The 22,590-nt window shown below is 44.2% G+C and carries 11 protein-coding genes; all 11 read right to left on the bottom strand.

Features of this window, described 5'->3' with window-relative positions; genetic code table 11:
- Positions 1-1,856: TonB-dependent receptor domain-containing protein (locus tag AC07M6_RS04000; protein WP_494887624.1), on the bottom strand; the 1,856-nt coding region annotated here is incomplete at its 3' end.
- A 358-nt stretch (positions 1,857-2,214) separates the two neighbouring features.
- Positions 2,215-6,213, bottom strand: a complete 3,999-nt coding sequence (locus AC07M6_RS03995) for a glycosyl hydrolase (RefSeq protein ID WP_494887623.1) — start codon at positions 6,211-6,213, stop codon at positions 2,215-2,217.
- Positions 6,214-6,257: 44 nt separating this feature from the next.
- The gene (locus AC07M6_RS03990) at positions 6,258-7,121 is read right to left on the bottom strand and encodes an alpha/beta hydrolase (RefSeq protein WP_494887622.1); all 864 of its coding nucleotides are present in this window, start codon (positions 7,119-7,121) and stop codon (positions 6,258-6,260) included.
- A gap of 76 nt (positions 7,122-7,197) precedes the next feature.
- Complete coding sequence (locus tag AC07M6_RS03985) at positions 7,198-9,057, bottom strand: family 78 glycoside hydrolase catalytic domain (protein ID WP_494887621.1); 1,860 nt, start codon at positions 9,055-9,057, stop codon at positions 7,198-7,200.
- A 75-nt stretch (positions 9,058-9,132) separates the two neighbouring features.
- Positions 9,133-10,020, bottom strand: a complete 888-nt coding sequence (locus tag AC07M6_RS03980) for a DUF5017 domain-containing protein (protein ID WP_494887620.1) — start codon at positions 10,018-10,020, stop codon at positions 9,133-9,135.
- A 13-nt stretch (positions 10,021-10,033) separates the two neighbouring features.
- Positions 10,034-11,884 carry a RagB/SusD family nutrient uptake outer membrane protein gene (locus AC07M6_RS03975; protein WP_494887619.1) on the bottom strand — a complete coding sequence of 617 codons (1,851 nt, stop codon included), beginning with the start codon at positions 11,882-11,884 and terminating at the stop codon, positions 10,034-10,036.
- A gap of 15 nt (positions 11,885-11,899) precedes the next feature.
- Positions 11,900-15,139, bottom strand: coding sequence for a SusC/RagA family TonB-linked outer membrane protein (locus tag AC07M6_RS03970; RefSeq protein ID WP_494887618.1), 3,240 nt, complete (start codon positions 15,137-15,139; stop codon positions 11,900-11,902).
- A 434-nt stretch (positions 15,140-15,573) separates the two neighbouring features.
- Entirely contained in the window at positions 15,574-17,913 is a 2,340-nt protein-coding gene (locus tag AC07M6_RS03965; RefSeq protein WP_494887617.1) for an alpha-L-rhamnosidase-related protein, read from the bottom strand.
- A 103-nt stretch (positions 17,914-18,016) separates the two neighbouring features.
- The gene (locus tag AC07M6_RS03960) at positions 18,017-19,651 is read right to left on the bottom strand and encodes a glycoside hydrolase family 28 protein (RefSeq protein ID WP_494887616.1); all 1,635 of its coding nucleotides are present in this window, start codon (positions 19,649-19,651) and stop codon (positions 18,017-18,019) included.
- Between the two features lie 5 nt (positions 19,652-19,656).
- Entirely contained in the window at positions 19,657-20,781 is a 1,125-nt protein-coding gene (locus AC07M6_RS03955; RefSeq protein WP_494887615.1) for a glycoside hydrolase family 88/105 protein, read from the bottom strand.
- A gap of 116 nt (positions 20,782-20,897) precedes the next feature.
- Entirely contained in the window at positions 20,898-22,586 is a 1,689-nt protein-coding gene (locus tag AC07M6_RS03950; RefSeq protein WP_494887614.1) for a RagB/SusD family nutrient uptake outer membrane protein, read from the bottom strand.
- Positions 22,587-22,590 lie beyond the last annotated feature (4 nt).

Raw genomic sequence — 22,590 nt, 5'->3', positions numbered from 1 at the left:
GTCAGGTTCACTTTTTTGTCAAAGGCTTCGGTCTTGATACCGCCTTCAGACTGATTGGCGAAAATCGGTTTCACCACCAACAGCGTACCATCAGGCTGCTGGGCCGGTGCCACATTCTGGAAACCGCTCATGTAATTACCAAACACCGATACCTGATCTTTAACAACCTGATAAACCAGGCCCAGTTTAGGCGCTACGGAGTTTTGCGTATAAGGATTTGAAACACTGGGACTGGTATAACCTTTATAATTATAATGGTCAAAACGCAGGCTCAGCATGGCGAAAAGGCGGTCATTAAAGCTAATTACATCCGTCGCGTAGGCGCTGGTCGTGAACTGGTCGGAAACGCCAAATGGGGTTAATGCGCCGTACTTAACAAAATAGTCATCTACTTTGGCTTTGCCTACGGCCAGCGGGTTAGGGATTTTGCTCACATCCACCGTGTCGATGAACCGGTTAGCCGGCGTGGTAGTATAATAAAAATTACCATTATAATAACGATAGCTCAGGCCCACCAATACTTTATGTTTGATAACGCCGGTCTTAAATTCACCGTTGATATTCTCCTGTAAATTGGTATAATTATTATACATCGGGCCATATAACAGCACGTTACGGGCCACTTTCGTCGGCGAAATCCAGGTTGGGTAATACTGGTAGCTCTGTTTCACATTCTCGCTCACGAAAGAGAATAAAGTGGTCGCGGTCCAGTTATTTGAGATCTTATACTTGCCTTCCAAAAATATTTTATTGGAACTGGTCAGCGCGTTGGCGTCATCCAGGTATAAAGATTTATTATAAGCCAAAGGAATTTGATCAGGTGATGTAATGCCTGACGCAGGCGTAACGCGGGTATACATGATGCGGGTTTGGTCGGTATTGAAGTACTCGACATCGGCACTTAGTTTCAGCCGATCATTCACCTGGTAAGACAGGCTCGGCGCAATCAGTACGGTGTTGTTATGACCGTTGGTCAAAAAGCTATTCTGGCGGTTCACGGCGGTATTGATCCGCATCAATGCTGTTTTTTCGGGATTTAACGGTGCATTCACATCCGCGCTGATCCGGTTCAGGCCGTAGCTGCCTAAAGTATAAGATGCCGAACCGCCGAAGGTATCATAAGGCTTTTTGGTTACCACATTGACAACCCCGCCAAACGAAGAAATATTGGCCCCAAATAAGGTACCTGAAGGGCCTTTCAGTACTTCAATACGCTCGATATTACCAATATCTAAGCCGGAACGGCTGGCTACCGTTTCCATACCGTTACGGGCATTCACGCTGGTAATGAAGCCGCGTGAAGTGATGGCAAAGCCACCCGCCGGATAAGTATTAGGCGCGGCGCCGGTGATATTGCTGGTGGCCTGGCTAATGTTGGTGGCCACCTGTTCCTGCAGCAATTCTTTAGTGACCACGCTGTAAACCTGCGGGTTCTCCAGGTTAGCCAGCGGCATGCGCGCCACCAGGTCGCTTTTTTTATTGGCGAACTTATTCGTCTTAGCGCCTTTTATTACTACTTCCAGCAATTGTTCATTGTTTTCTGTCAGGATAAAGTTCACCTCCGTGGTTTGACCGACAGCTACGCTAATATCCTTGCTTTGGGAAACCAGTCCAATAAAGCTTGCTGTCAGCGTGTAGCTGCCGGGGCTGATACGATTAAGTTGATAATTACCTTTTTGATTAACGGTTGTACCTTTGCTGGTACCTTTCAGGCCGATGGTCACGAATTCGGCGGGCTGTCCGTCCGAGGTTTTAACGGTCCCTTTGATAGTACCGGTCTGGGCGAATACAAGCGCCGAACAGCATAAGGAAAGAAAAGTTGCGTAAAATTTTTTACTGCATAATAAAGAATACATCTTTGTTTAAGTGATTAATGGGTTGAAGGATCTGTTAACATTGGCCGGTGTGATGTTTGGCGACGGATCACCGGCTTTTTTTATGAAGGGAAGCTGTTACATAGGCAGGTATTGTTTGTTCACCGCAAAGAAAAGTCTTATTTAGAATAAATCCAAATAAAAATAATAATGTATTACTTCATGCCAATCCTTTCCACGAGTGTGGTTATGCCTGCATAATACACTGATAGGTCATCGTTATTCCACTGGAACAGGTCTTTAGCACGTTGGCAAATCCACAAACTTAGGCTGGATAGCATACTTGATTAAGAAAGCTCATCAAATTTATTCTTTCATTGCCTTTGAGGTGTGATTTTCATTATTTACCAATAGCCAGATCTTTTACTATCCCGATGGAAAGCGTTACAGGGCCAAGCAGGCCGGAGGCTAACAAAGGCGAGTCTTTATGATAGTGTTTCCAGGTACTAAACGTATACCTTCCCCCGGGCGGCTTAGGCTGGCCATTCGTATACCAGTCAGGCAATTTCTTAATTCCACCCGAACCAGCAAGCGCAAACTTCCCAGCAGCGGCGGAGGTTAGATATTCATTTTCTTCGGGTAAGTTTTCGTCGCCGATCAGGCGGTTTGGCCAAAGATTGGTGACCTTGATATGTAGTTTGTTAATACCCTGATGAACGGCAGATGTGATATCTAAGTTATACGGTTGAGACCAAAGGATCGGAAATATCACACCATTTAAGCTAACTTCCGCAAGTACCTCAACTCGCCCCAAATCAAGTTTGACCTGGTGGGCAAAGGCTGGAACGTTAAATTCAAACTCCGTCATGTAATCCGCTGTTCCGGAAAAGTACCGCACGCCTTCCTGTTCATGCAGTTGCAGGGGAAGCAGTCCATCCATACGAATTTGTTCCGGCGCACCACTGCCCTCGGGAAACCTTACCATCCAGGGTGTATTGATCTGTTTGGTATTTGGAAGAAGATCTACCTGGAATTGTTTCATATTTCCCATTCCGTCTTTTAGCGTATATGTCCCATTTTTCCAAATGCAGAGTTGCCCGCTCCCATTTAACACACTTGCTGCTCTGTCAATATCAGGCGGTGGTAAAATGAGGCCCGTGCCGGCTAATTCAATGTCCGTCATCGCATTGCTAATCAACTCCAATCCAAATATTTCGCCATTATAGTAACTCGCCTGGTCATCCTGATAGGCTTCTCCAATTGATGGATGGACGATATTTCCAAAGGACTTTCCTGTTTTGATCAGACTATTGTTTATATATACCGAGGGAACATTTTTTTTGTATATAACCGTCAGTTTTGACCAGCCTGAAATTGGTACAGGAACAAAAAGGACTGCCCGAATAAATCCATCCGCCCTTTCGAAAAGTGTGAGACCATTTCTGCCTACTGTAAAACCGCTGCCTGCATGCCCACTGCCGTAGTACTTTTCACCGGGAACAGGATAAACAGCATAATGATCCGTCCTGCGGTCACCAAAAAATTCCTCCTCTGCCAGGGCAATGTCTGTTTCGGGTTTTATCCAACAGTTTACGGTAAAGTCGCCACTAATATTAGCATGCAGGCCTCTCGCTTTTCGGGGCGTTTCTTCTGTTGTGATCACTGGAATACCATCCCGATAAAGGCTTTGATAGCCAAGCCTTCTTTTTGCCGGTTTAAACACCACAAAAACCGAACCCGACGGCTCCAGCAGCAAGGGTAAGGATACCCTACCCTTTTGCGCAGTAAAAAAAATGGCCGACGTGGTTGTACCCGTCACAGCATCCCATAATTCGGGGGTTTTACCAGTTATCCGGAAGCTGCAAACCACTTGCTCTTTCCTGCGCCTTCTGTTGGCGATAAAGTAGATATCCTGATCGTTTTCCCGGCGATGAATAAAATTGATCGCGGGATCGGAAGAAGATGCGGTATATGTAAAGTCTGGTTCCAGCCCAATTTCAGGAAGAATATTTTCGATATCGGTACGCTGAAATATCTGCCCCCGGCCAACCTTACCTTTATTGCCCCATAGTTTATTAACCAGATCATTAAATTCCTGATCAGCTAAACGATCTTTAACACCGGGAGTTTGGGATGGCCGGGTACCTATAAGGATGAGGCCATCATCAACCAATTGCTGTAATTTTTGTAAAACCGGAAGCGAAATGATTTTTATGCCTGGAAAAATGAGCACCTTGTACCGCACTCCGTGTTGATTTTCTAATCTTCCGTTTTTAATACTGCATTCCCGGATCAGACAATCACTGTTAATCAGGTCGTAGTCGTAACCGGCAGGTGGGCGGTACTGCGTGGCTTCAGGATTAATAGTACGGCCCGGCACTTCCTCACTGGTAAAGTAAGCAATATCGGCAACAAAAGTCCCTTTCCTGAGCATAAACTGGCACCTGGTCAAATATTTTATCCATTCCCGCGATTTTGAAAACCAGGTGTTTGTGCGGTCGAAGTGGATCCCCCAGGGGCCCATGGTCATGCCGGGCACGGCTGTAGGATGGGGCTGATGCGCGTAACGGTGGAAGATCATCCGCGTTAAGCCCCTTGTAAACATCAAATCGCCAAGGCCTTTCATGGCGAATGGGTACTGTTGCCATTTACCCGATCCTGGTTCCGCCGTGTACGATTCTGCCCCGACTATGGACTGCCCCTTAGCGTGCGCTATAGAGGCAGCCAATTTAATGGTTCGGTCCAATACGCTGTTATTCCAAAGGATGGTATGCCCCGCCCAAAATTCGCCCATGCAGATATCCACCGTCCCGCCTATTTGCATTTCTTCAAAATTGCCGCCTTCGTAGGGCTCGGTATACGATATCATGCCATTTTCCTTGCAAAGCCCGGCAAAGCGGCCATAGTAATTCCCGGCCATCAGATCAGCCTGTGTTCTACGGAAGTCCCGCAGGAAACGGTCAGTCATATCCGCATCACCAATAAGCCGGCCTGTTAACGCAGGCAAATAGGCTATCAAACTGTATTCTTGCCGCTTTTCAAATTCAGCAGGAAACCCGGCAGTCCAGTTTTGCAAGCCCATTTCGTAGCTATCTATCAGTAAACCTACTTTACCACCATTACGAGATTTTAATAATGGCAGGATATTTTTGAATACATGTTGCCAATGAAAATCAAACGCGGTTTTACTGAATTTGTCGCAATCCAAACCTGTTCCCGTTGATGGCGCCGAATGATTTAGTCTTCCTACCGCAGTATGCCCAATTCTTAATACAGTCCATTCGCCGGGCGGGATATCCCAACTAAGTTTGCCATCCGGCGCCAGTTGAGCAGTCAGATCAACCACCGAGGATAGGTTTATCATGTCCGCGCCGGTAAATTGCGTTAAAACAGTTTGTTGAGTCCTTTTAGCGCCCGGAAAATTAGCTTTTGAAAGCCAGTTATCAAGTCTATACGCTCCTGAAAGCGATAACATGGAGAGCTTCAGCATACCGCTAAAGGTTAACCGATAATGAGATGATGTCGTTTCAGCGAAGTTTGCAGATACGTAATCGGGAAAGCTGGAATTAGAAATTGCAAAACTTTCGCCATACAGTTCTTTGATAGGAATGAAATTACCCCCATCCCCTGCATATTGAAGTGTCGGTTTGCTGTTACCCGAAGCAAGCATCGTTAAGGATTTTAACGGGTAAGGATTTGAAAATATCAGATCGAGAAAGCTATCGGAGTTGGCCTGGCCTAATGTTAATGGTTCTTTAAATTGACCGTTTGGGCTTATTAAACCAGGGTCAATGGGTTGATTATTAATCCTTATTTCTTTGAGGAGGGCTGCCCATGCTTTCTTTTCTCCGGATACCGCCGGAAATGCAACAACGGCTGCATCCTGATAGTAATTGAGCCTTTTGGCTGGCTGGGGCAAAGCGCCTGTAAACTGCTTCCCTCCGCTTACCGTTGTTTCGCTCCATGTTAATTGCTGCATGGCAAATTGCGGCGTTATCCAGGGGCCGCCGCTGGAAGACCAGCCCGGGCAATTATGCATGGCAAATTCCAATCCGAGCCTTTTGCACTCGGTTATGGTATGTTCAACCATTGCCAGCCATTTATCACTTAGGTAAGTCACACTACCTTTTGGTATCCCTGTTCCTGCCTCGAACATCTGAAACCCGCCAAGTCCTAACCGGCTCATCGCTTCCAGATCAAGCGTTATACCCTCTTTGGTAATATTTCCATTCATCCAATGCCACCAGGTATAGGGGGCATATTCAGGTGTGGGGTTGGTAAATGACAGATCTGTATTTACAGGCGCATTTGGTTTAAACACGGTCAGTATCTCCGATGGCCTGATCCAGGTGACCAGACCGGCAACCGCAGTATTTTTTAAAAATGATCTACGCTTCATTACAGCAAACAAAAATCACATACCGGCATTTAGGAACATTTCCGCTATTTCTTTTTTACCAGCGCCGAGGTTTGGATCCAATCTATACAATCATCTATCCATTGCACTTCGGCAAGTTTGTTATTCACGCCATAGCCATGCGCGCCTCTTTCATACAGGAACATCTGTACCGGTACATGGTGTTGCTTAAGGGCTGCTTCAAAATAAAGGCTGTTAGCCACATTAACTACCTTATCGTCAATTCCGTGGGTAATGTAGGTTGGCGGGGTATTGTCGGTTACCTGCAATTCATTAGAATAATACCGGATCCTTTCAGGCGAAAGGTCTGGCCCGATCAAATTTTGGCGGGATTGTTTGTGAGTAAGCGAATCCGCGAAGCTAATTACGGGGTAGATCAATACCATAAAATCGGGCCGTAAGTTGGTATGTGCAGGGTTAGCAAGTTCAGTTGTTGTAAAGTGTGTACCCAGGGTAGATACCAGGTGCCCTCCCGCCGAAAAGCCCATAATGCCAACCTTATTGGTATCCACCTTATATTCCTTAGCGTGTTCTCTTACATACTGTATCGCCCGTTGCCCGTCCGTCAAAGGGACTACTTCTTTGCGATCCATCTTTTCGGCTTTAGGTATGCGGTAATCCAGCAGAAACGCTGTAATACCGGCGGCCATTAGTTTTTTACAGGCCGGTATACCTTCTACATTATTTGCCCGGCCGCCATACGATCCACCCGAGCAAACCACAACGGCGATACCATTTTTTTTCGGCTTTTCGGGTGCGTAAACGGTCAACCGCGGGATATCCCCACCGGGTTTGGCAAAAGGCACCTTGTTTTCGGCATACAGAGGGATAACGGGTTGCTGAGCCAGCGCCGCTATCCGGCAAAGCATCAACAAATAGATCAGTAGCATTGGTTTAAAGTATGACATCATATTTGGAACAAGTTTGTTTAGTTTAGCGTTGCGGATGAGATGGTAACATAGGGTTTTATTCATCCTTAATTTCTATCGTGTTGATTCCTACCTTTAATGGCACCAATCCCGTTCCTGACCGATACGCATGATGGTTTAAAAAAACTTGCGTATGGGATGTTTTGGACCATATGAAATTCCCCCTCATTTTTTCAGGCAGTTGAATGATGAACAGTTTATATCGGTTGTTTATTTGTTTGTATTCGGCGTTGATACTTCCCCTTATGGTGGGGACTTTTATTTTACTGGCGGTAAGCGGCTCTAATTGAGGTTTGATATCAACTATCGCGAAACCTGGCTTAGCCGGCCTTATCCCCCAGGCATAGCGGGTAATAATATTGGCCGGTGCTGTGCCCCAGGCATGGTTCCAGTCTAAATTAGGTTTATATTTTATATCCCAGGCCTCAAGCGCCATGGTGGAACCTGCTTTTATCATATTCCACCAGCTTCGATCGTTGGTAGCAGTCATTAATTTAAAACCCGCCGCTGCTTCCCCTTGCCGGTATAATGCTTCCAGTAAATATTGCGCTCCGTAAACACTGCAGGCCATCCCGCGCGATTTGATTAATGCCGTTACCGTTTTAACATGCTCATCCGGCACTAAGCCAAATGCCAAAGGGAATATATTAGCATGTAACGATGAATGGTTAGATCCCTCCCCATCAACATACACACCCTTGTTTTTATCAAATAATTTTTGGTTGATAGCATTTTTAACCTGTATAGCCTTGCCCGAAAAAAATGCGACGTCGTCTTTTTTTCCTAAAGCGCCGGCTATATCGGCCATTAACCGTAAATTGATGAAGTGAAAGGCGTTCACCACCGTATTTACATTAACCATCTCGTAACCGTCGCGTTCGGCAGCGGGCCAATCCACAATGTCGCGTATCTTTACATCGTTGTTTTTAAAACCAATATTATTCAAAAATTGATCGGTTTGCGGCGCCGTTTTAGTGCTTATTAACCCGTCCGCTCTTTCTAATTGTATTAAAGTTTTATTTTTCAACGCGTCGTAATATTTTACCAGTGGTTCTTTATCCCCTGTGTACATATAGTCGTTATAAAACAGTAAAACCGTATGCAATATCCATTCTGTTGGCCAGGTAGGGTGATCAATAAAATAGGCATTGGTGTTTCGGGCAAGTGAGTATTCGTTATCCACAGCATAGTGGCTCAATTGATTGATGTAAGCATCAGCTTCATAAGGTGTCCTTTCCCGGTCGCCATCAATATAAAGCCCGCAAAAGCTAGTGGCCTTAACAGTTTGCTTACACATTGCCCAAATCTGATTCAATATCGTGTCCGAACTTGTAAATTCACTGGCTTTATCATTAAAACGATAGTTGTATACTTTTTGCCTGATAACCATATCCTGGATGGGTATTTTCAGATTTTCAATTTCGCAATAACGAAAGGGCATCACTACACCAAATGAATCGGGCAGGGCAATTGCAGGCGGGTTAGTATTCCGTTTATTTGCGGCCAGTTTTAATACATATCTTTTATTTTTATATACCTGTTGTAGTACTACTTTTTGATATTGAACAGTTCCCCCCGGCTTTCTGTCGATCGTTTGATCGGCCTTTAATTTTTCCCCTAAACCTATCGTAAGGGAATCCTGTTGTGATGATTTAGAAACCAGTGATAAAGTACCGAAAGCAGCTTTCCCAAAATCGATCAAATAATGTCCATCAGATAGCTTAATCACTTTTACAGGCTTTGCCAGGGAAGATACCACTCCTTTTAGGCCAACAGTGTACTGCTGTTTTAAAACGGTATCATTAACCGGTGCATATCTTAACCCGTATCCATTTTCGGCTAACAGATATAATGAGCATAAGATAAGGCCAATAAGCACTGTTGTTTTCTTTAACATATTTATGTTATAAATTGATGCTTAAAATATCAAACTATGCGCAATTTATAATTTGCCCGGCTATATCGCATTTTTTTATTGAACCACAATGGTCAGCTCTTTAATTACCTTTTTTTGGTCGTTGGCATTTACATTTTGTGCTACAAACGTCACCGTGTAAGTACCCGGGGTTTTAAATGTGTAGGAATAGCTATCAATATTGGCATCAATTGTTTTAATAGATACACCTACGTCCGGTTTAACTGTATAAATATTGAGTGGGTTTGTGATCACCCATTCTTCGTTTTCCGGTGTGTTTACCGCCCCTCCTGCTGCAGTTAAGCTTGAAGTAGTTACCACCCACTTGTACGTTGGATTTAGCAAATCAACTGGCTTCCAGCCGGCAGTAGCAATGGTAGTTATAGGATAGGATAATCCGTCATCTGCAGCAACGAGGTTGATATTAAATGTCCTGATGATCCATGACCATGGCTTTTTGACCGGATCGTTATCATCGTGCTTGGTAAATGCAAAGTAAACCGGCTTTCCATCCGTATTTATATCGCTGATATCGATCAGTCCGGATGCGGTATTGTCGGTTCCGGTTGAAAGGATTACCCGTGATGTTAAATTGATCCAGGTAGCTTTTCTGATGTTTAGAGAATCGTATGCTCCACTAAAATCTACCGAAGCTAAGATCTTTAAAGTGTTTGTTTGGGCACCTACCGTTTGCGCAAATGAAGTAAACTGCAAATTGGGCTTACCGCTTACATTAACACGATTGATATATTTATACCTGAAGCCCGGCTCTCCGGAGTAAAATGACAGGATATCTGGTTTTCCGGTAAAGTTGAACTTAACCACGTCACCTGCTTTATATGTTAAGGAACTGGTGCTGACATCAAAAACAGGGGTCTCTACGCTCTTTTTTACGCAAGAACATAAAGTACCCGACAGGAGAAATATAATTATTAGTTTTTTCATAAATTTTTACTGATTAAAATCCGGGGTTATTTACTCCGTTAAGGCCTTTATTTAATATTAATTCAGTTAATGGAATTGGTAATAGCAGGTTTCGATCAGTAATATTGTCTCCTGGATTAGCTGCAAATTGAAAACTTGGACTACCGGTATCGGCACGTACATAGGACGAAAAATTTTTCATTGTAGGAATAAGTATCCCCCACCTGAGCAGATCGTGCTTCCTGAGCGCTTCCTGGCATAATTCTACCGCACGTTCATTCTGTATAGCCAAACGAAAATCATCTTTTGACTTACCGGGGGCAAGATCTGCGCTGGATGGAACGATAGGCACTAAGGATGCGGTTGCCGTGGCACCTGTACCGCCGCCACCGGTAAATGTTATTGTTGGCGCAGATGTATAAAAAGCGCCGTTGCCCCCAATGGCCGACATAGTTACAGCAGTTACCTTACCGCCGGAAACTGTTGCCGTAGCAGTAGCGCCATTGCCTAAATTTGGTTCGCCGATGGTAACAACAGGTGCCGATGTATAGCCTGTGCCGCCATTGGTTACCGTATAGGTACCTATGCGGCTTCCGGTACCCTGGGCACGCTCACGCACTTTATTAATAGCATCGTAAGCGCTGGCGGTAGGGCCGTTCAGCTCGTTTTCAGCCTCAGCATACATAAGTAATACATCTGCATAACGCAAAACAGGGAAATTGATACCGCTGGCCCCCTGAGCTTTTGGCGTAACGGTTTCAAATTCTCTGCGCCATTTTCCGCCCCAGCGGTTCCAGATATTTTGGTTAGAGGTTGAAAGGGCTGTTTTAGTAACACCTGTTACCCCGGTAGTAGCGCCGCCAAGGTTGTAAGGTGCCATGTTCCAATCCCTCCTTAAATCATTCGGTGTGGCATTGGCCAAATCATACCCCTTTTTGCTTACCGAAAATCCACCAGACCCATACCCCCAATCCAGATTACTAAATTTAAGGCTGTTGGTAGTACCATTAGTCCCCCACTCACTATAACCGATTATAATAGTGAACTCTATTTCCCACATAGATTCCTTAGTATCGTAAAGATCGGCACACTGGTTAATAAAAATCTGACGATAGTCCGGATTTAAACTATGTTCGCCCGAGTTCATCACCTTTAAAGCCCAGGCTTTAGCATCTGCATACTTTGAAACATCTTTAAGCGGCTCGCCGGCCATGGTAAGACATACCCGTGCTAAAATACCTTCGCAGGCGGTTTTTGAAATATGCCCGCTGCCCGACGGCCCCAGTTTGGTTATAGTCGGCAAGGTTGCTTCAGCAGCTGTCATGTCATTCAGTATCTGAGCATATATATCCTTAATGGACGATCGGGGGCAACTTGCATCATTGACACTCCCTGTCGGCGTTAGGCGCAGTGGTACTTCTCCCCAGTTAGATACCAGCAGAAAATAGAAATACCCCCTTAAAAACTGAGCCTGTGCTTTATATGACGCACGCAGTGCAGGCGCCACAGGCGAATTATCTACCGCGTTAAGGAAAGAGTTTGCCCTATTAATACCAACGTACAATGCATTCCAAGCCGCTGTAACAAACGGATCGGAGCTGGTTTCAGAAAACAGCAAGGGGTTAGAGGAGCCAACTGTTGGCGACCGCCAGTATTCGATGTCGTTTCCACTACTCAAATTTGCCCAATAATAGTTTTGATAAAGGCCCTGAACCTGTAAAGCATCGTATATGCCCGCTACGCCAGAGTTTAACTGAGCTTCTGTAGCATAATACTGGTCGGGTGTTAAAAAATCTGTAGGCGCTGTATCTAAGTACTTCCTGCATGAGGTTACTCCCATTAGCAGTAATAGGGCGACTAATAATTTGTAAAAGTTTTTTTTCATTGCTATTGAGATGATTTAGAGAACGATATTTAAGCCAAAGGTTAGTGTACGTGCCTTAGGATAGGCGGAATAATCGAAGCCCGGCGTTAAGGCGCTGTTAAAGGTTGACACCTCCGGATCCGGCCCTGTGTAACCTGTTAAGGTTGCAATATTTTGCCCGGATGCGTATAACCTAAAGCTTTTGATCTTCAGTTTACGGGCTAAGCTGTTAGAAAATGTGTAGCCTATTTGTACGGTTTTTAACCTCATATAGGAGCCATCTTCTATTACGCGGGTGGAGTAAACCGACGGTCCGCTATTATTGGGAATATTGGAATCCTGATTATCCAACGACCAGCGGTTAGCGAATGACGCGAACTGATTTCTATATAGTTGTATCCCTCCCTCAAATGCGTACCGGTTTGCGTTTTGAACCTGATTTCCGTATGACCATTGCAGCAAAACATTAAGGTCGAAATCTTTATATTTAAACGTATTTGAAAAACCACCGGTATGCAGCGGGTTTGGATTGCCGATAACGGTTTGGTCCTTAGCATCTACTACGCCATCGCCGTTAACATCTTTAAACTTAATCTGCCCCGGTTGAATTGTTGTACGTACCGCGCCATTGTTAGGGATATTATCCTTTAAAACATAGGCGCCTGACGAGTTTTTGTTAAAATCACTTAACTGGTATACCCCATCAAAAATATAGCCGTAAAACTGGGCAATAGGTTGGTTTATCTTGGCAATATAAGACGGGGCTGTTCCGTAACCGTTAGAAGACCAGTTGATAACGGTGAGCAAACTTTCTTGCCCGTCTACCAGGGCTAAAACTTTATTACGGTTAAAAGAGATATTGAAATTACTGCTCCACGCAAAGTTTTTTGACCGGATGTTTTCCGTGTTCAAAGTAAATTCCAACCCGGTATTCTGTACCTTCCCGATGTTGGCATATGCCGCCGTAAAACCTGTAGAACCGGGTAGCGACGCATTCAATAACAAGTTAGAGGTTATCTTTTTGTAATAGTCTGCACTAAACGATATTCTTCCCCTTAAAAATTCCAGATCAGCCCCGATATCTGTTGTTCCGGTAGTTTCCCATTTTAAATTCCGATTACCCAGGGCGGCCAGTATAGCACCCTGATTAATAACACCGGCAAAAGGATAACTGTTACGTAAGGGCAAGGTAATTGTAGATAAATAAGCATAGTCTGAAACCCGGTTATTACCCGTCTTGCCATAGCTTGCCCGTATTTTTGCGTCGCTTAATACAGATAGTAAAGGCTTCATAAACTGTTCGTTGCTTATCCGCCAGGCAAATGCCCCCGATGGGAAATAACTCCAATGATTTTCGGGCGCAAATTTCGAACTCCCATCTGCACGAAAGCTGGCTGTTACGTAATAGGTTGACTTATAATTATAATTTAAGCGTCCTAAGAATGATTCAAGCCTGTTTTCGCTGGAGGAAGAGTTAAGGACACCTGCTGTACCTTCATCAAGACCGCTAATGCCAAAACTCTCATTAGGGACACCAATTGCCGAATAGCCGTTTGAACTAAACTTTGTACCCTGCAAGGTATAACCAGCTAAAAGATTAAGGTGATGATCTTTACGCAAAACGCCATCGTAAACCAGTGTATTCTCATTTACATAATTCAGTGTTTTAGCGTTCACTAAACTACCATTGGGGCCGTTTGTGCCTTGTGTAGTTTTACGGTTACCATAAAATGTATTACTGTTATAAAAAACATTGGTTTCATTTAGCGCATTGTTAACACCACCGGTTACTTTTAAAACCAGCCCTTTTAATATGGTGTACTGCGCATAGCCATTGGCTATAGTAGTATTGGCAAAACGATTATTAAGGATATTTTTAGCGTTATTGATGGGGTTAAACCTAAAGTCGCCTGTTGGGTTAACACCCGGATCAAGATCTTCATTAATTAATTCGTCGGTGTTTTGTTCGGCGTTAGGGTCGGTAACATTACCGGCTATCGGGCGATAGGCCCACACACTCCCTAACAGGGAAAATAAAGGCGACGATCCGCCATATTGTGATACAATAGTACCGTACGACTTTGTAGCAGCGTAATTAACGTTTAAGCCAAGTTTCAGGTTATTTTTTATTTGCTGATCGAGCACCACGCGGCCGCTATAGCGGTTAAAACCAGAACTAATGATTACCCCCTGCTGAGCTAAGGACCCAAAGGATACCGAGTAATTACCGGTCTTACTCCCACCCCTTATAGCCAGGTTATAATTTTGAAAAACACCTTTTTTTTCCAGCATGCCCTGCCAGTCGATAGGCTTAACATCTTTATAAGCATCTAATGTGGTATTTCTTAAATAAGTACTGTCGGTAGGGTAATACTGTTGAGTAAGCTTAACAAACTCATACGGGCTCAACAATTCCTGCTTCTTTAAAACCTGATTGTAGCCCGCGTAACTGTCTATGGTTATGGCGGGTTCTCCATTTTTACCGCGCTTTGTTTTGATGATAATAACCCCATTAGCACCGCGCGCGCCATATATAGCCGTAGCGGACGCATCCTTTAATATCTCCATCGATTCGATATCGGCCGGGTTGATCACATTATTATCTGGGTTTTCTATTGGAAAATCATCAATTACATAAAGCGGGGAATTATTTTGAGTTAACGAATTATTACCCCTGATGATAATACTGAGTGCAGCGCCAGGCTGCCCATCGTTGGCCGAAACGGCTACACCGGCAACACGCCCCGCCAGCGCCTCTTCAAATGAGCGCACAGGTGCCTTCTGTAAATCCTGGACGTTGACCGACGCAACCGAACCGGTAATATCCCTTCTTTTTTGGGTACCATAGCCCAATACTACTACCTCGTTTAAACCGGTGCTTTCTTCCAGCAAAACAACATTTACAGTTCCATTTTTACTAACTTCAACTTCCTGAGTTACAAAACCTATAAAACTAAATGATAAAACAACTTGTTCATCGGGCACGGCGATGGTATAATTACCATTCTTATCTGTCACTGTAACGGCGCTTAAACCCTTTGCCCTAACCGTTACCCCAGGTATGGGTTGATTACGGTTGTCGGTAACTTTACCGGTAATTGTTGCAGTTACCTTAGCCGTCGTAAGCCCTGTTTGATGCCTGGTGTTTGATTTTTCCGTTGGATTCGTCAGCGGCATATTAAAAGCAGAGCTGTTGGTAACCAAAACACATCCCAGTATCCCTACTGTAACGTACTTATAAAAATGGCAAATGTTGTTAGTAAAAAAATTCTTCAAAATAATTGGTTTAGTAGTTAACAAATACATTTATGGGCACCAATTTTATCAGCTCGCGGCCCTTACACCAGTATTCAATCACTTTTGCAAAAGTGATGCACTAATGAATAGATCTGGCTTCAGACGTCATGGATTATTCTATAATTGGTTTATCAAATTTATGCAGCTCTGCGCCATAGGTATTAATGTTTTGTTATCATTTTATGATACAAAGCAGGCAAAATGCATAGCTAAAAGTTAGAATTTGATACTCATTAAGGCGATGCCGATATCACAGGACTTGCAAAGACAAATACTAATCAGCAAAGACGGACATAACGAACACGCTCCAAAAGACAGGATGCTTAGATCTGTTTAAACCCCAGTTTTTAATGGATTTTGGAAGGCTTAGCCGGCTGGATTTTAACCCGATGGATGAACATCGTGGTGATAACCTACCTGTTAAAAATAAAGGTTTGGCTACCGCTTTTTAAGTTTACAATTTTGCCTTTTGATATAAACCTGCCTGTTAAATGAGGTGGCAGGTCAATTTTTGCGGTGTATCTACCGCCGGATATTTTTTTATAGTTTACTTTGATTTGCCCTTTAGGATGCGGCATTATACCCGACACATCAGTTAAGGTACCGGGATTAGGCTCAATCAACACTTTGTTAAAGCCCGGGCCATCTGTATCAATACCGCATATCGTCGACAGGAAATCATAACACGGGCTGGAACTCCAGGCATGGCAATCCGAACGTACATTTGGTTCCAGGGTTTCGGGGAAGGTGCTGAACCCCTGGGCCAGCATATCTTTCCAGGGCTGCAGGCTATTAAGGTATAAATTACCTAAACCTGCTTTTTTCATGGCGCGGGTATAGTAAAACCTGTAATAAAGTGAAGTACCTATCAGCGATTGATCATTAATTATCCGCTGCATGGTTGCGGGTTGGTCCTTCACCGGGATACAGTCGGTCAGTATCGTCCAGATGTTGGCATGCTGACTAAACGATTTTTTCTCGGGCGAGTCGGCCAGTAGCCCCCTTCCTGCATCATAGCAGTTTTTGTATACCGCCTGCTTTATTCTTCGCGCTAATGATTGATAATAGGCTGCCTTTTGTGGCTGTTTAGCCTGGATAAACAATTGCGACGCCTGCTGTAAAGTATAAACGTATTGCAGTGATAGTATGGCCGAGTTACCATCCAAACCGCCGGGCGGGATTCCTTTAAAGGTAAAAGACCAGTCTACAAAATTCCAATAAGGCAGCTTGCCTAACATGCCCGTTTGCGCATCTAACCTGTATTGAAACCATTGCAAAATATTTTCCATAGGCACCAGGTATCTATCTACAAATTGCCGATCATCGCGATAACGGGAATAATCATAAAGCATAGAGATCCAGAATAGCGAAAACGGGGGAATGAATTTGCCGCCGCCTGCCGGGTAGGCGTCCAATGTTAAACCATCGGGCACTTGCGATTGATGGAATTGCTCGATCGCGTTCCTGATCAACCGGTCATCGCCCGATACATAAAGGGAGATCAGCGCCTGTATCCGCGTATCGCCAACGTATTGCAGCTGCTCATAATATGGGCAATCCATATAGGTTTCGTTAGCGCAAAGGCGCGCGGTACGCCAGCCTACCGTCCAAATGTCGGTCAGGCTTTTATCGTTAGATGTAAACACGGCGTTCTCTTTAAACGGATAAGCCGTAAATACCGATTGCAGTTTGTTAAGCACCAGCGGCTGGGTACCGGTTGTAATATCAAATTGAACATATCTGAACGTACGTATCCACAGTGGTCTGAATAACCTGTCATCGCCACCATCGGGCATAAAAACATCATAATAGCCTTTGATGCTTTTACCGGCAATGGCGTTGCGGTTGCCCTTCAGGTTTTTACTGTCAAATAAGGATTCGGCATAGGTTATTTTTACTTTACTATTATTGCCCTGGCTAAAGGTAATTTCGGGATAAGCTGTAGTAAGCGTCTTCCTGTCGAACAAAATTGTGGCTGTTGTATGAGCCGGGATACTGATAACACCGTTGTTATTAAACGTCTTAATAATTGCCGTGGAATCTATACCTAACACCCGCACAATCCCGGTTATCGGTTCGGGCGTTTCTTCCATCATGGGGATGCTGCGGGGTTTTAATATGCGTTTTTCGGTATAGTAGCGGGCTTTGGCTTCGCTTACCGGGGTTAGCCAGTTTTTATCGTCATAATCAGGCTTTTGCCAGTTTAAAGGATAATTTTTAAACACTACGCTATCGCAACTCCCCACAATGTACGATGCCAGTCGTGAAGAAGGGAACGGTTCGGCAAAATATCCTTCATTTTTAATAATCCGCCAGGTGTTATCGGTATTTACCAGCTTTTCATTGTCGCCATTTCCCTGTAAAACAAACCCCGTCTGAAACGATACCTGCGCGGCCGGTGCCCCATTACCCATATGCCACAACTGGGCTGCCAATACATTTTTACCCGCCCTAAGCCATGGCGCTATATCAATAGTTTCATAATTCCAATTGCGCAGATCGCCACGGGCCGGGCCAAAACATACCGGGGCGCCGTTTACAAATAAACGGTACCGCTGATCGCCGGATACATGCACCACAAATTGCTGCGGCTTGCTTATCAATTGAAATGTTTTGCGCAGGTGATAAACACCATACTCCTTTAAATTAACACCGGGACAGCTGATCCAATCGGCATTTAAAACGGTAGACGGATATACTATTTTGCCGCGGTTTGTTTGCGCGCCAACCGGAGATATACCAACAAGCATCATCAGTATAAATAATATATTTTGAATTGATTTAACAGGCGTTGTATTACACATGATAAAGCTGGATTTAATGGATGTCTGTTACTTATATGACTACTTGTTGATATTATTCAATCAACCAGCCTTTATACTTTTTAAAACCCGTTACCTTAAGCTGACTAATTGCAGTACCGCTTAACTGTACCAAAGGCGTTTTAATTGAATTGATTTTGGCATTATTAATAGCAATACTTTTGCTGTTAATTATTTTAATAGCCGCCATTTTACCTGTGGTTACGGGTAAATTAACCTGTTTAATATCTGCTTTTAAAACGTCATCTAATATAACGCATGGCCGGTAATCAGCATTTCTAAGCGTGAATTTTACTTTATTTAAACTAATGTTTCTTACATGCCTGATAAAAAAACCACTCGATGGGTATACCTGTCCATACATCCGGTTTTCGGGGTAGGCAGCGGGATTTTCAATTAATGGTGTATTTGCCTCCGTTAAAGTACCGGTGCCCATGTTGTTTAAATTAACATTGGTCAAACTGATATTCTCCACATACACGCCGGGAAAGGCAGTGATAGAACTGCTCATTTTGCTATAGCTAATAGCATCAATATTTTTAATTGTGATATTCCGGATGCTACCTGCATTTTGTATATTCACTTTACCGGTGCCTGTGCTGTAAAAGCTTTTATCGCCGGCCTGTTTATTGCCGCGATTACCTAAAACAATAAAAATGGGGGTTTGGACATCGCGCATTTTAATATCCGAGATATTAACCCGGTCTATCACCCCGCCATCAACCGATTCGATAGCGATACCCGAAATTACGGTAACAGGCTGCCCTATAAATTGTAAACTTTTTTGCCATTGGCGGATATGATCAGCCGATGCTTTTTGAATGGTGCAATTGCTGATATTGATATTTTTAAACCCGCCTTTTGATGCGGTTCCAAACTTAATGGCGTTGCAGTTGCTGGCAATGGTACAGTTGCGCACGGTAACATCCTCCACCACAAAATTCTTACTGTGACTTTTCAGGCATATGCCATCATCATCGGCATCAATTTTACAACCGGTTATCAATACATGCCTGGCATCGATATCCATAGCATCCTGATTATAGTTTGATTGATTGTAGATGGTTAAGTCTTTTAGCGTCAAGTATTCGCAGCCTAAATAGTTTTGAAGCCAATAAGCCGAATTAGTTAAGGTAAGATTTTGTACACTGATGTGCTTGCTGTTAACCATCAGCAGCATGCAAGGCCTTAGGCGGCTTGCCGGTGTATCATCATTGCCCAAATTAAATTCCGGGCTGTCGCCGCTGCCATTAATAGTACCTTTGCCCGTAATTGAAATATCATCTACCCCTTCTGCAAATAAAAAAGCTTTGTTGGCATGCGGCTTTCCGTCAACACTGTAAGTAAACGAGTTTTGGTATTGCACCGGGTTATCAGGATAATCCTTAAAATATGGGCTTCCCTTTAAAACACCGCCTTCTTTGATCAGCATATGCACTTTACTTTTTAGCTGTAGGGTGCCCGATACAAAAGTCCCCTCGGGTATAATTACCTGTCCGCCGGTTTGGGCGCATTTATCAATTGCGGCTTGTATAGCTTTGGTATTGATGGTTTTACCATCGGCAACAGCGCCAAAATCTTTTATATTATAGGTTTGCGCCATAGCATCAGGCCTGCTTAAACCTACCAGTAGTGCAGTTACGCCCAATATTAATTTTGTTAATATCACCCGCCTCATTTATTTTTTGTGGCCTTATTATAAAGTTGATGGAGTTCGGTACCGGCCAATAAAAAAGCACCCACGCCATAAGTATTTGTGCTATCGTAATTGGCGGCTATTGGCCCGCTGCCCACGTTTTGCACATAACCTAATTTGCCATCAGGATGCACTGAACTTACCAGGGCCTGCCAGGCTTTAATTACTTTGGGCAAGTATTGCTTTTTGGGTAACAGGCCATGGTTAATGCCCCAGGCAAAAGCATAGCAATAAAAAGCGGTGCCGCTGGTTTCTTTCTGATTAAAAGTTACCGGATCAAGCAGCGAGGCGTGCCAGCTACCATCGGGTTGTTGCAGCATAGCCACCCTGGCGGCAATTTCTTTAAACTGTTGCTGATACAGCCTCCGATTTTTAAAGTTTTTGGGCATAAGTTCCAGCATATGGGCCAGCCCGGCGATTACCCAACCATTACCGCGCGACCAAAATATTTTTTGCCCGTTTTTTTCGAGTTGTGTAAAAAACCGGTTATCGCGATAGTACAGATGCTCCTGCTTATCATATAAGTAGGCTGATGTTTTCCACCAAAGTGTATCGGCCTTTTTTAAATACTGCGGGTTATGGGTAGCCTTTGATAGTAAAGCCAAACCGGCCGGCCCCATATACAGGGCGTCGCACCAGGCCCATTCCTTATGGGTTTTCTCGGCCGATATATCCAGCGAGTCGTTAAACTGGCGGTGCACTATCGTATCGGCCAATTTAATCCATTTGGCTATCATTTTAGGTTCGCGGTGCTCCAGATACATGGAAGTATACATTTGGGCTACACAATAATCATCGGCAAACAAGCGGTACGGGCCTACATCCCAGTTGTGTTTTTCGCCTATGTTATATAAAAACCGATCGTAAGCAGGGGCATTGTTTATTTTTTTCAGGGCGATGATCCCTGTATAAAGCGCGGCATTCTCCCACCCTATTTCCTGACTTTTGATGCGCCCCTGCGCAAATTCTTCAATCTGCCATAAGGCCACCTTGTCCATCACCCGGCGTATAGCATCAGGCTTTAGCATCGCCTTTTGCTGTGCCGAAGCCTGGCTTATCATAATCGTAATTAACCCAAACAGCAGCGTTTTTTTTATTATCATTTTGTAATATATCAACATCCGTTGCACTTTATCTTTTTTTGAATCCATCAAACGTTACTACAGCTGTAACGCAAACAAAAAGCACCCGGTTTTATACCGGATGCTTTTCAGTAAAATTAATATCCCGGGTTTTGCGGAAACGATGTGGAAGTACCGTCAGTACGGTCAATTTGTGTTTGAGGGATGGGGCGCAGCACATGGTAAGGCTGAATGAGTACCGCCGCAACCGGGTTGTACTTTTTAACCCGCTCTAACAGTTTACCTGTACGTACCAGATCATTCCATCGATGGTACTCTCCTGATAGTTCCCTGGCGCGCTCATCCAGGATAAAATCAAGGGTCATATCGGCTGCGGTAACCTGCATAGCCGCGGTATTGGCAGCGGTGATAGCTGGCGTTGAGCCCTGGATAATAGAACGGGCCCTTAAGGCATTAATAAAAGTAGCCGCTTCGGCTTGCTTACCTGTCATGGTCAGGGCTTCTGCCGCTATTAAATAGGTTTCACCTAAACGATATATCGGAAAATCTTTTACCCCACGGCTATCATTTACAGTAGCCCGTAGTGAATCCTGGAATTTTTGGTTCATAGGCCATATAGCTGTTGAATAGGCGCTTGGGGTTATTACTGTATACTTAATTTTATCACGCTCGGCCGCTGTAATCTCGCGATCGAGTGTAACTAAGGCCGTATCACCACGTGCAAGCACAACTTTTTTACCATTTATGGTGTAAGTAGGTGTAGTGGCATCATTAGGCTTATTACAAAACCATACTGTTTTAAATGTTTTAGCAAAACGGCTGTCTGCGGTTTTATTATACAGGCTTAGCATATAGGTTGTAGGCCTGAAATGCGCGAAAGGGCGACCGTTCGCCAAATCCCTGGTCATGCCGGGCTGCGATTCGTACGACATGCAAAAATCGAAGTTTGCGGCATTCCACGCGCTAATATTAGTTCCGGATGGAGGTGCGGTTACGGGCTCTGATACCGTGTTGTTACTAAATTGGCAAGCCAGCATAGTTTCGGTATTAGGCTTGCTGGGTTGTGCCCATAGTTCAGAGAAATCGGCAACCAGTTTATAACCGCTGGTGGCAATAACATCTTTAGCAATGGCGGCGGCATTGTCATAATCGGTAGCTACCGCCGCGGTGCCGCCTGCCCGGGTTAAATATACCTTAGCCAGCATATGCTTTGCGGCAGGAATGGTAACCCGGCCATAATCGCTGGTGGTGGGAGTTAAATTCGCGACGGCAAAAGTAAGATCTTCAATTATAGCTTTATATACGTCACCAATTGGCGCACGTTTAGCAACTCTTGAAGCTGATACGGTAGACGTAAGCCTCAAATCTAACGCGCCAAATTGCTGTACTAATAAAAAATAATAATGCGCTCTTAAAAACCTAACCTCGGCCAATCGGGTATTTTTTAAGGTTTGTGCCATACCTGCAACATTAGGGATGGTTTCTATCATGGTGTTGCAGTTGTTAATGCCTGAGTATAACGAGTTCCAGATACCACCGGTTGTACCGTTAGCCGCATTTAGGTTAGCGGTATAGTTGGCATAAGAGGCATCGGCATTCCCATTTTGATACTCATCAGTACCGAAAACAGTCATCCATCCTCCGCTTTGCGAGCCGTAATAAAGCCTTAAGGTGGCATAACAACCCTTAACGCCATCTTCTACACCGGCAGGCGTGTTTAAATATAAATTTGATATCTGGCTGCGAACATCTTCATCAAGTAATTTTTTGCAGGCTGTGGTAAGTAAAATTACACCTGCAAAAGTTATGTATAGTATTTTTTTCATGATC

The organism is Mucilaginibacter sp. GW821-FHT07H05 (assembly GCF_059418485.1).
The sequence above is the reverse complement of the archived record's forward strand: the minus strand, read 5'-3'. Positions and strand labels throughout refer to the sequence as shown.

Coding starts and splice junctions, on each gene's coding strand:
- AC07M6_RS03995 (WP_494887623.1), bottom strand. CDS start 6,213: ATGAAGCGTAGATCATTTTTAAAAAATACTGCGGTTGCCGGTCTGGTC.
- AC07M6_RS03990 (WP_494887622.1), bottom strand. CDS start 7,121: ATGCTACTGATCTATTTGTTGATGCTTTGCCGGATAGCGGCGCTGGCT.
- AC07M6_RS03985 (WP_494887621.1), bottom strand. CDS start 9,057: ATGTTAAAGAAAACAACAGTGCTTATTGGCCTTATCTTATGCTCATTA.
- AC07M6_RS03980 (WP_494887620.1), bottom strand. CDS start 10,020: ATGAAAAAACTAATAATTATATTTCTCCTGTCGGGTACTTTATGTTCT.
- AC07M6_RS03975 (WP_494887619.1), bottom strand. CDS start 11,884: ATGAAAAAAAACTTTTACAAATTATTAGTCGCCCTATTACTGCTAATG.
- AC07M6_RS03965 (WP_494887617.1), bottom strand. CDS start 17,913: ATGATGCTTGTTGGTATATCTCCGGTTGGCGCGCAAACAAACCGCGGC.
- AC07M6_RS03955 (WP_494887615.1), bottom strand. CDS start 20,781: ATGATAATAAAAAAAACGCTGCTGTTTGGGTTAATTACGATTATGATA.
- AC07M6_RS03950 (WP_494887614.1), bottom strand. CDS start 22,586: ATGAAAAAAATACTATACATAACTTTTGCAGGTGTAATTTTACTTACC.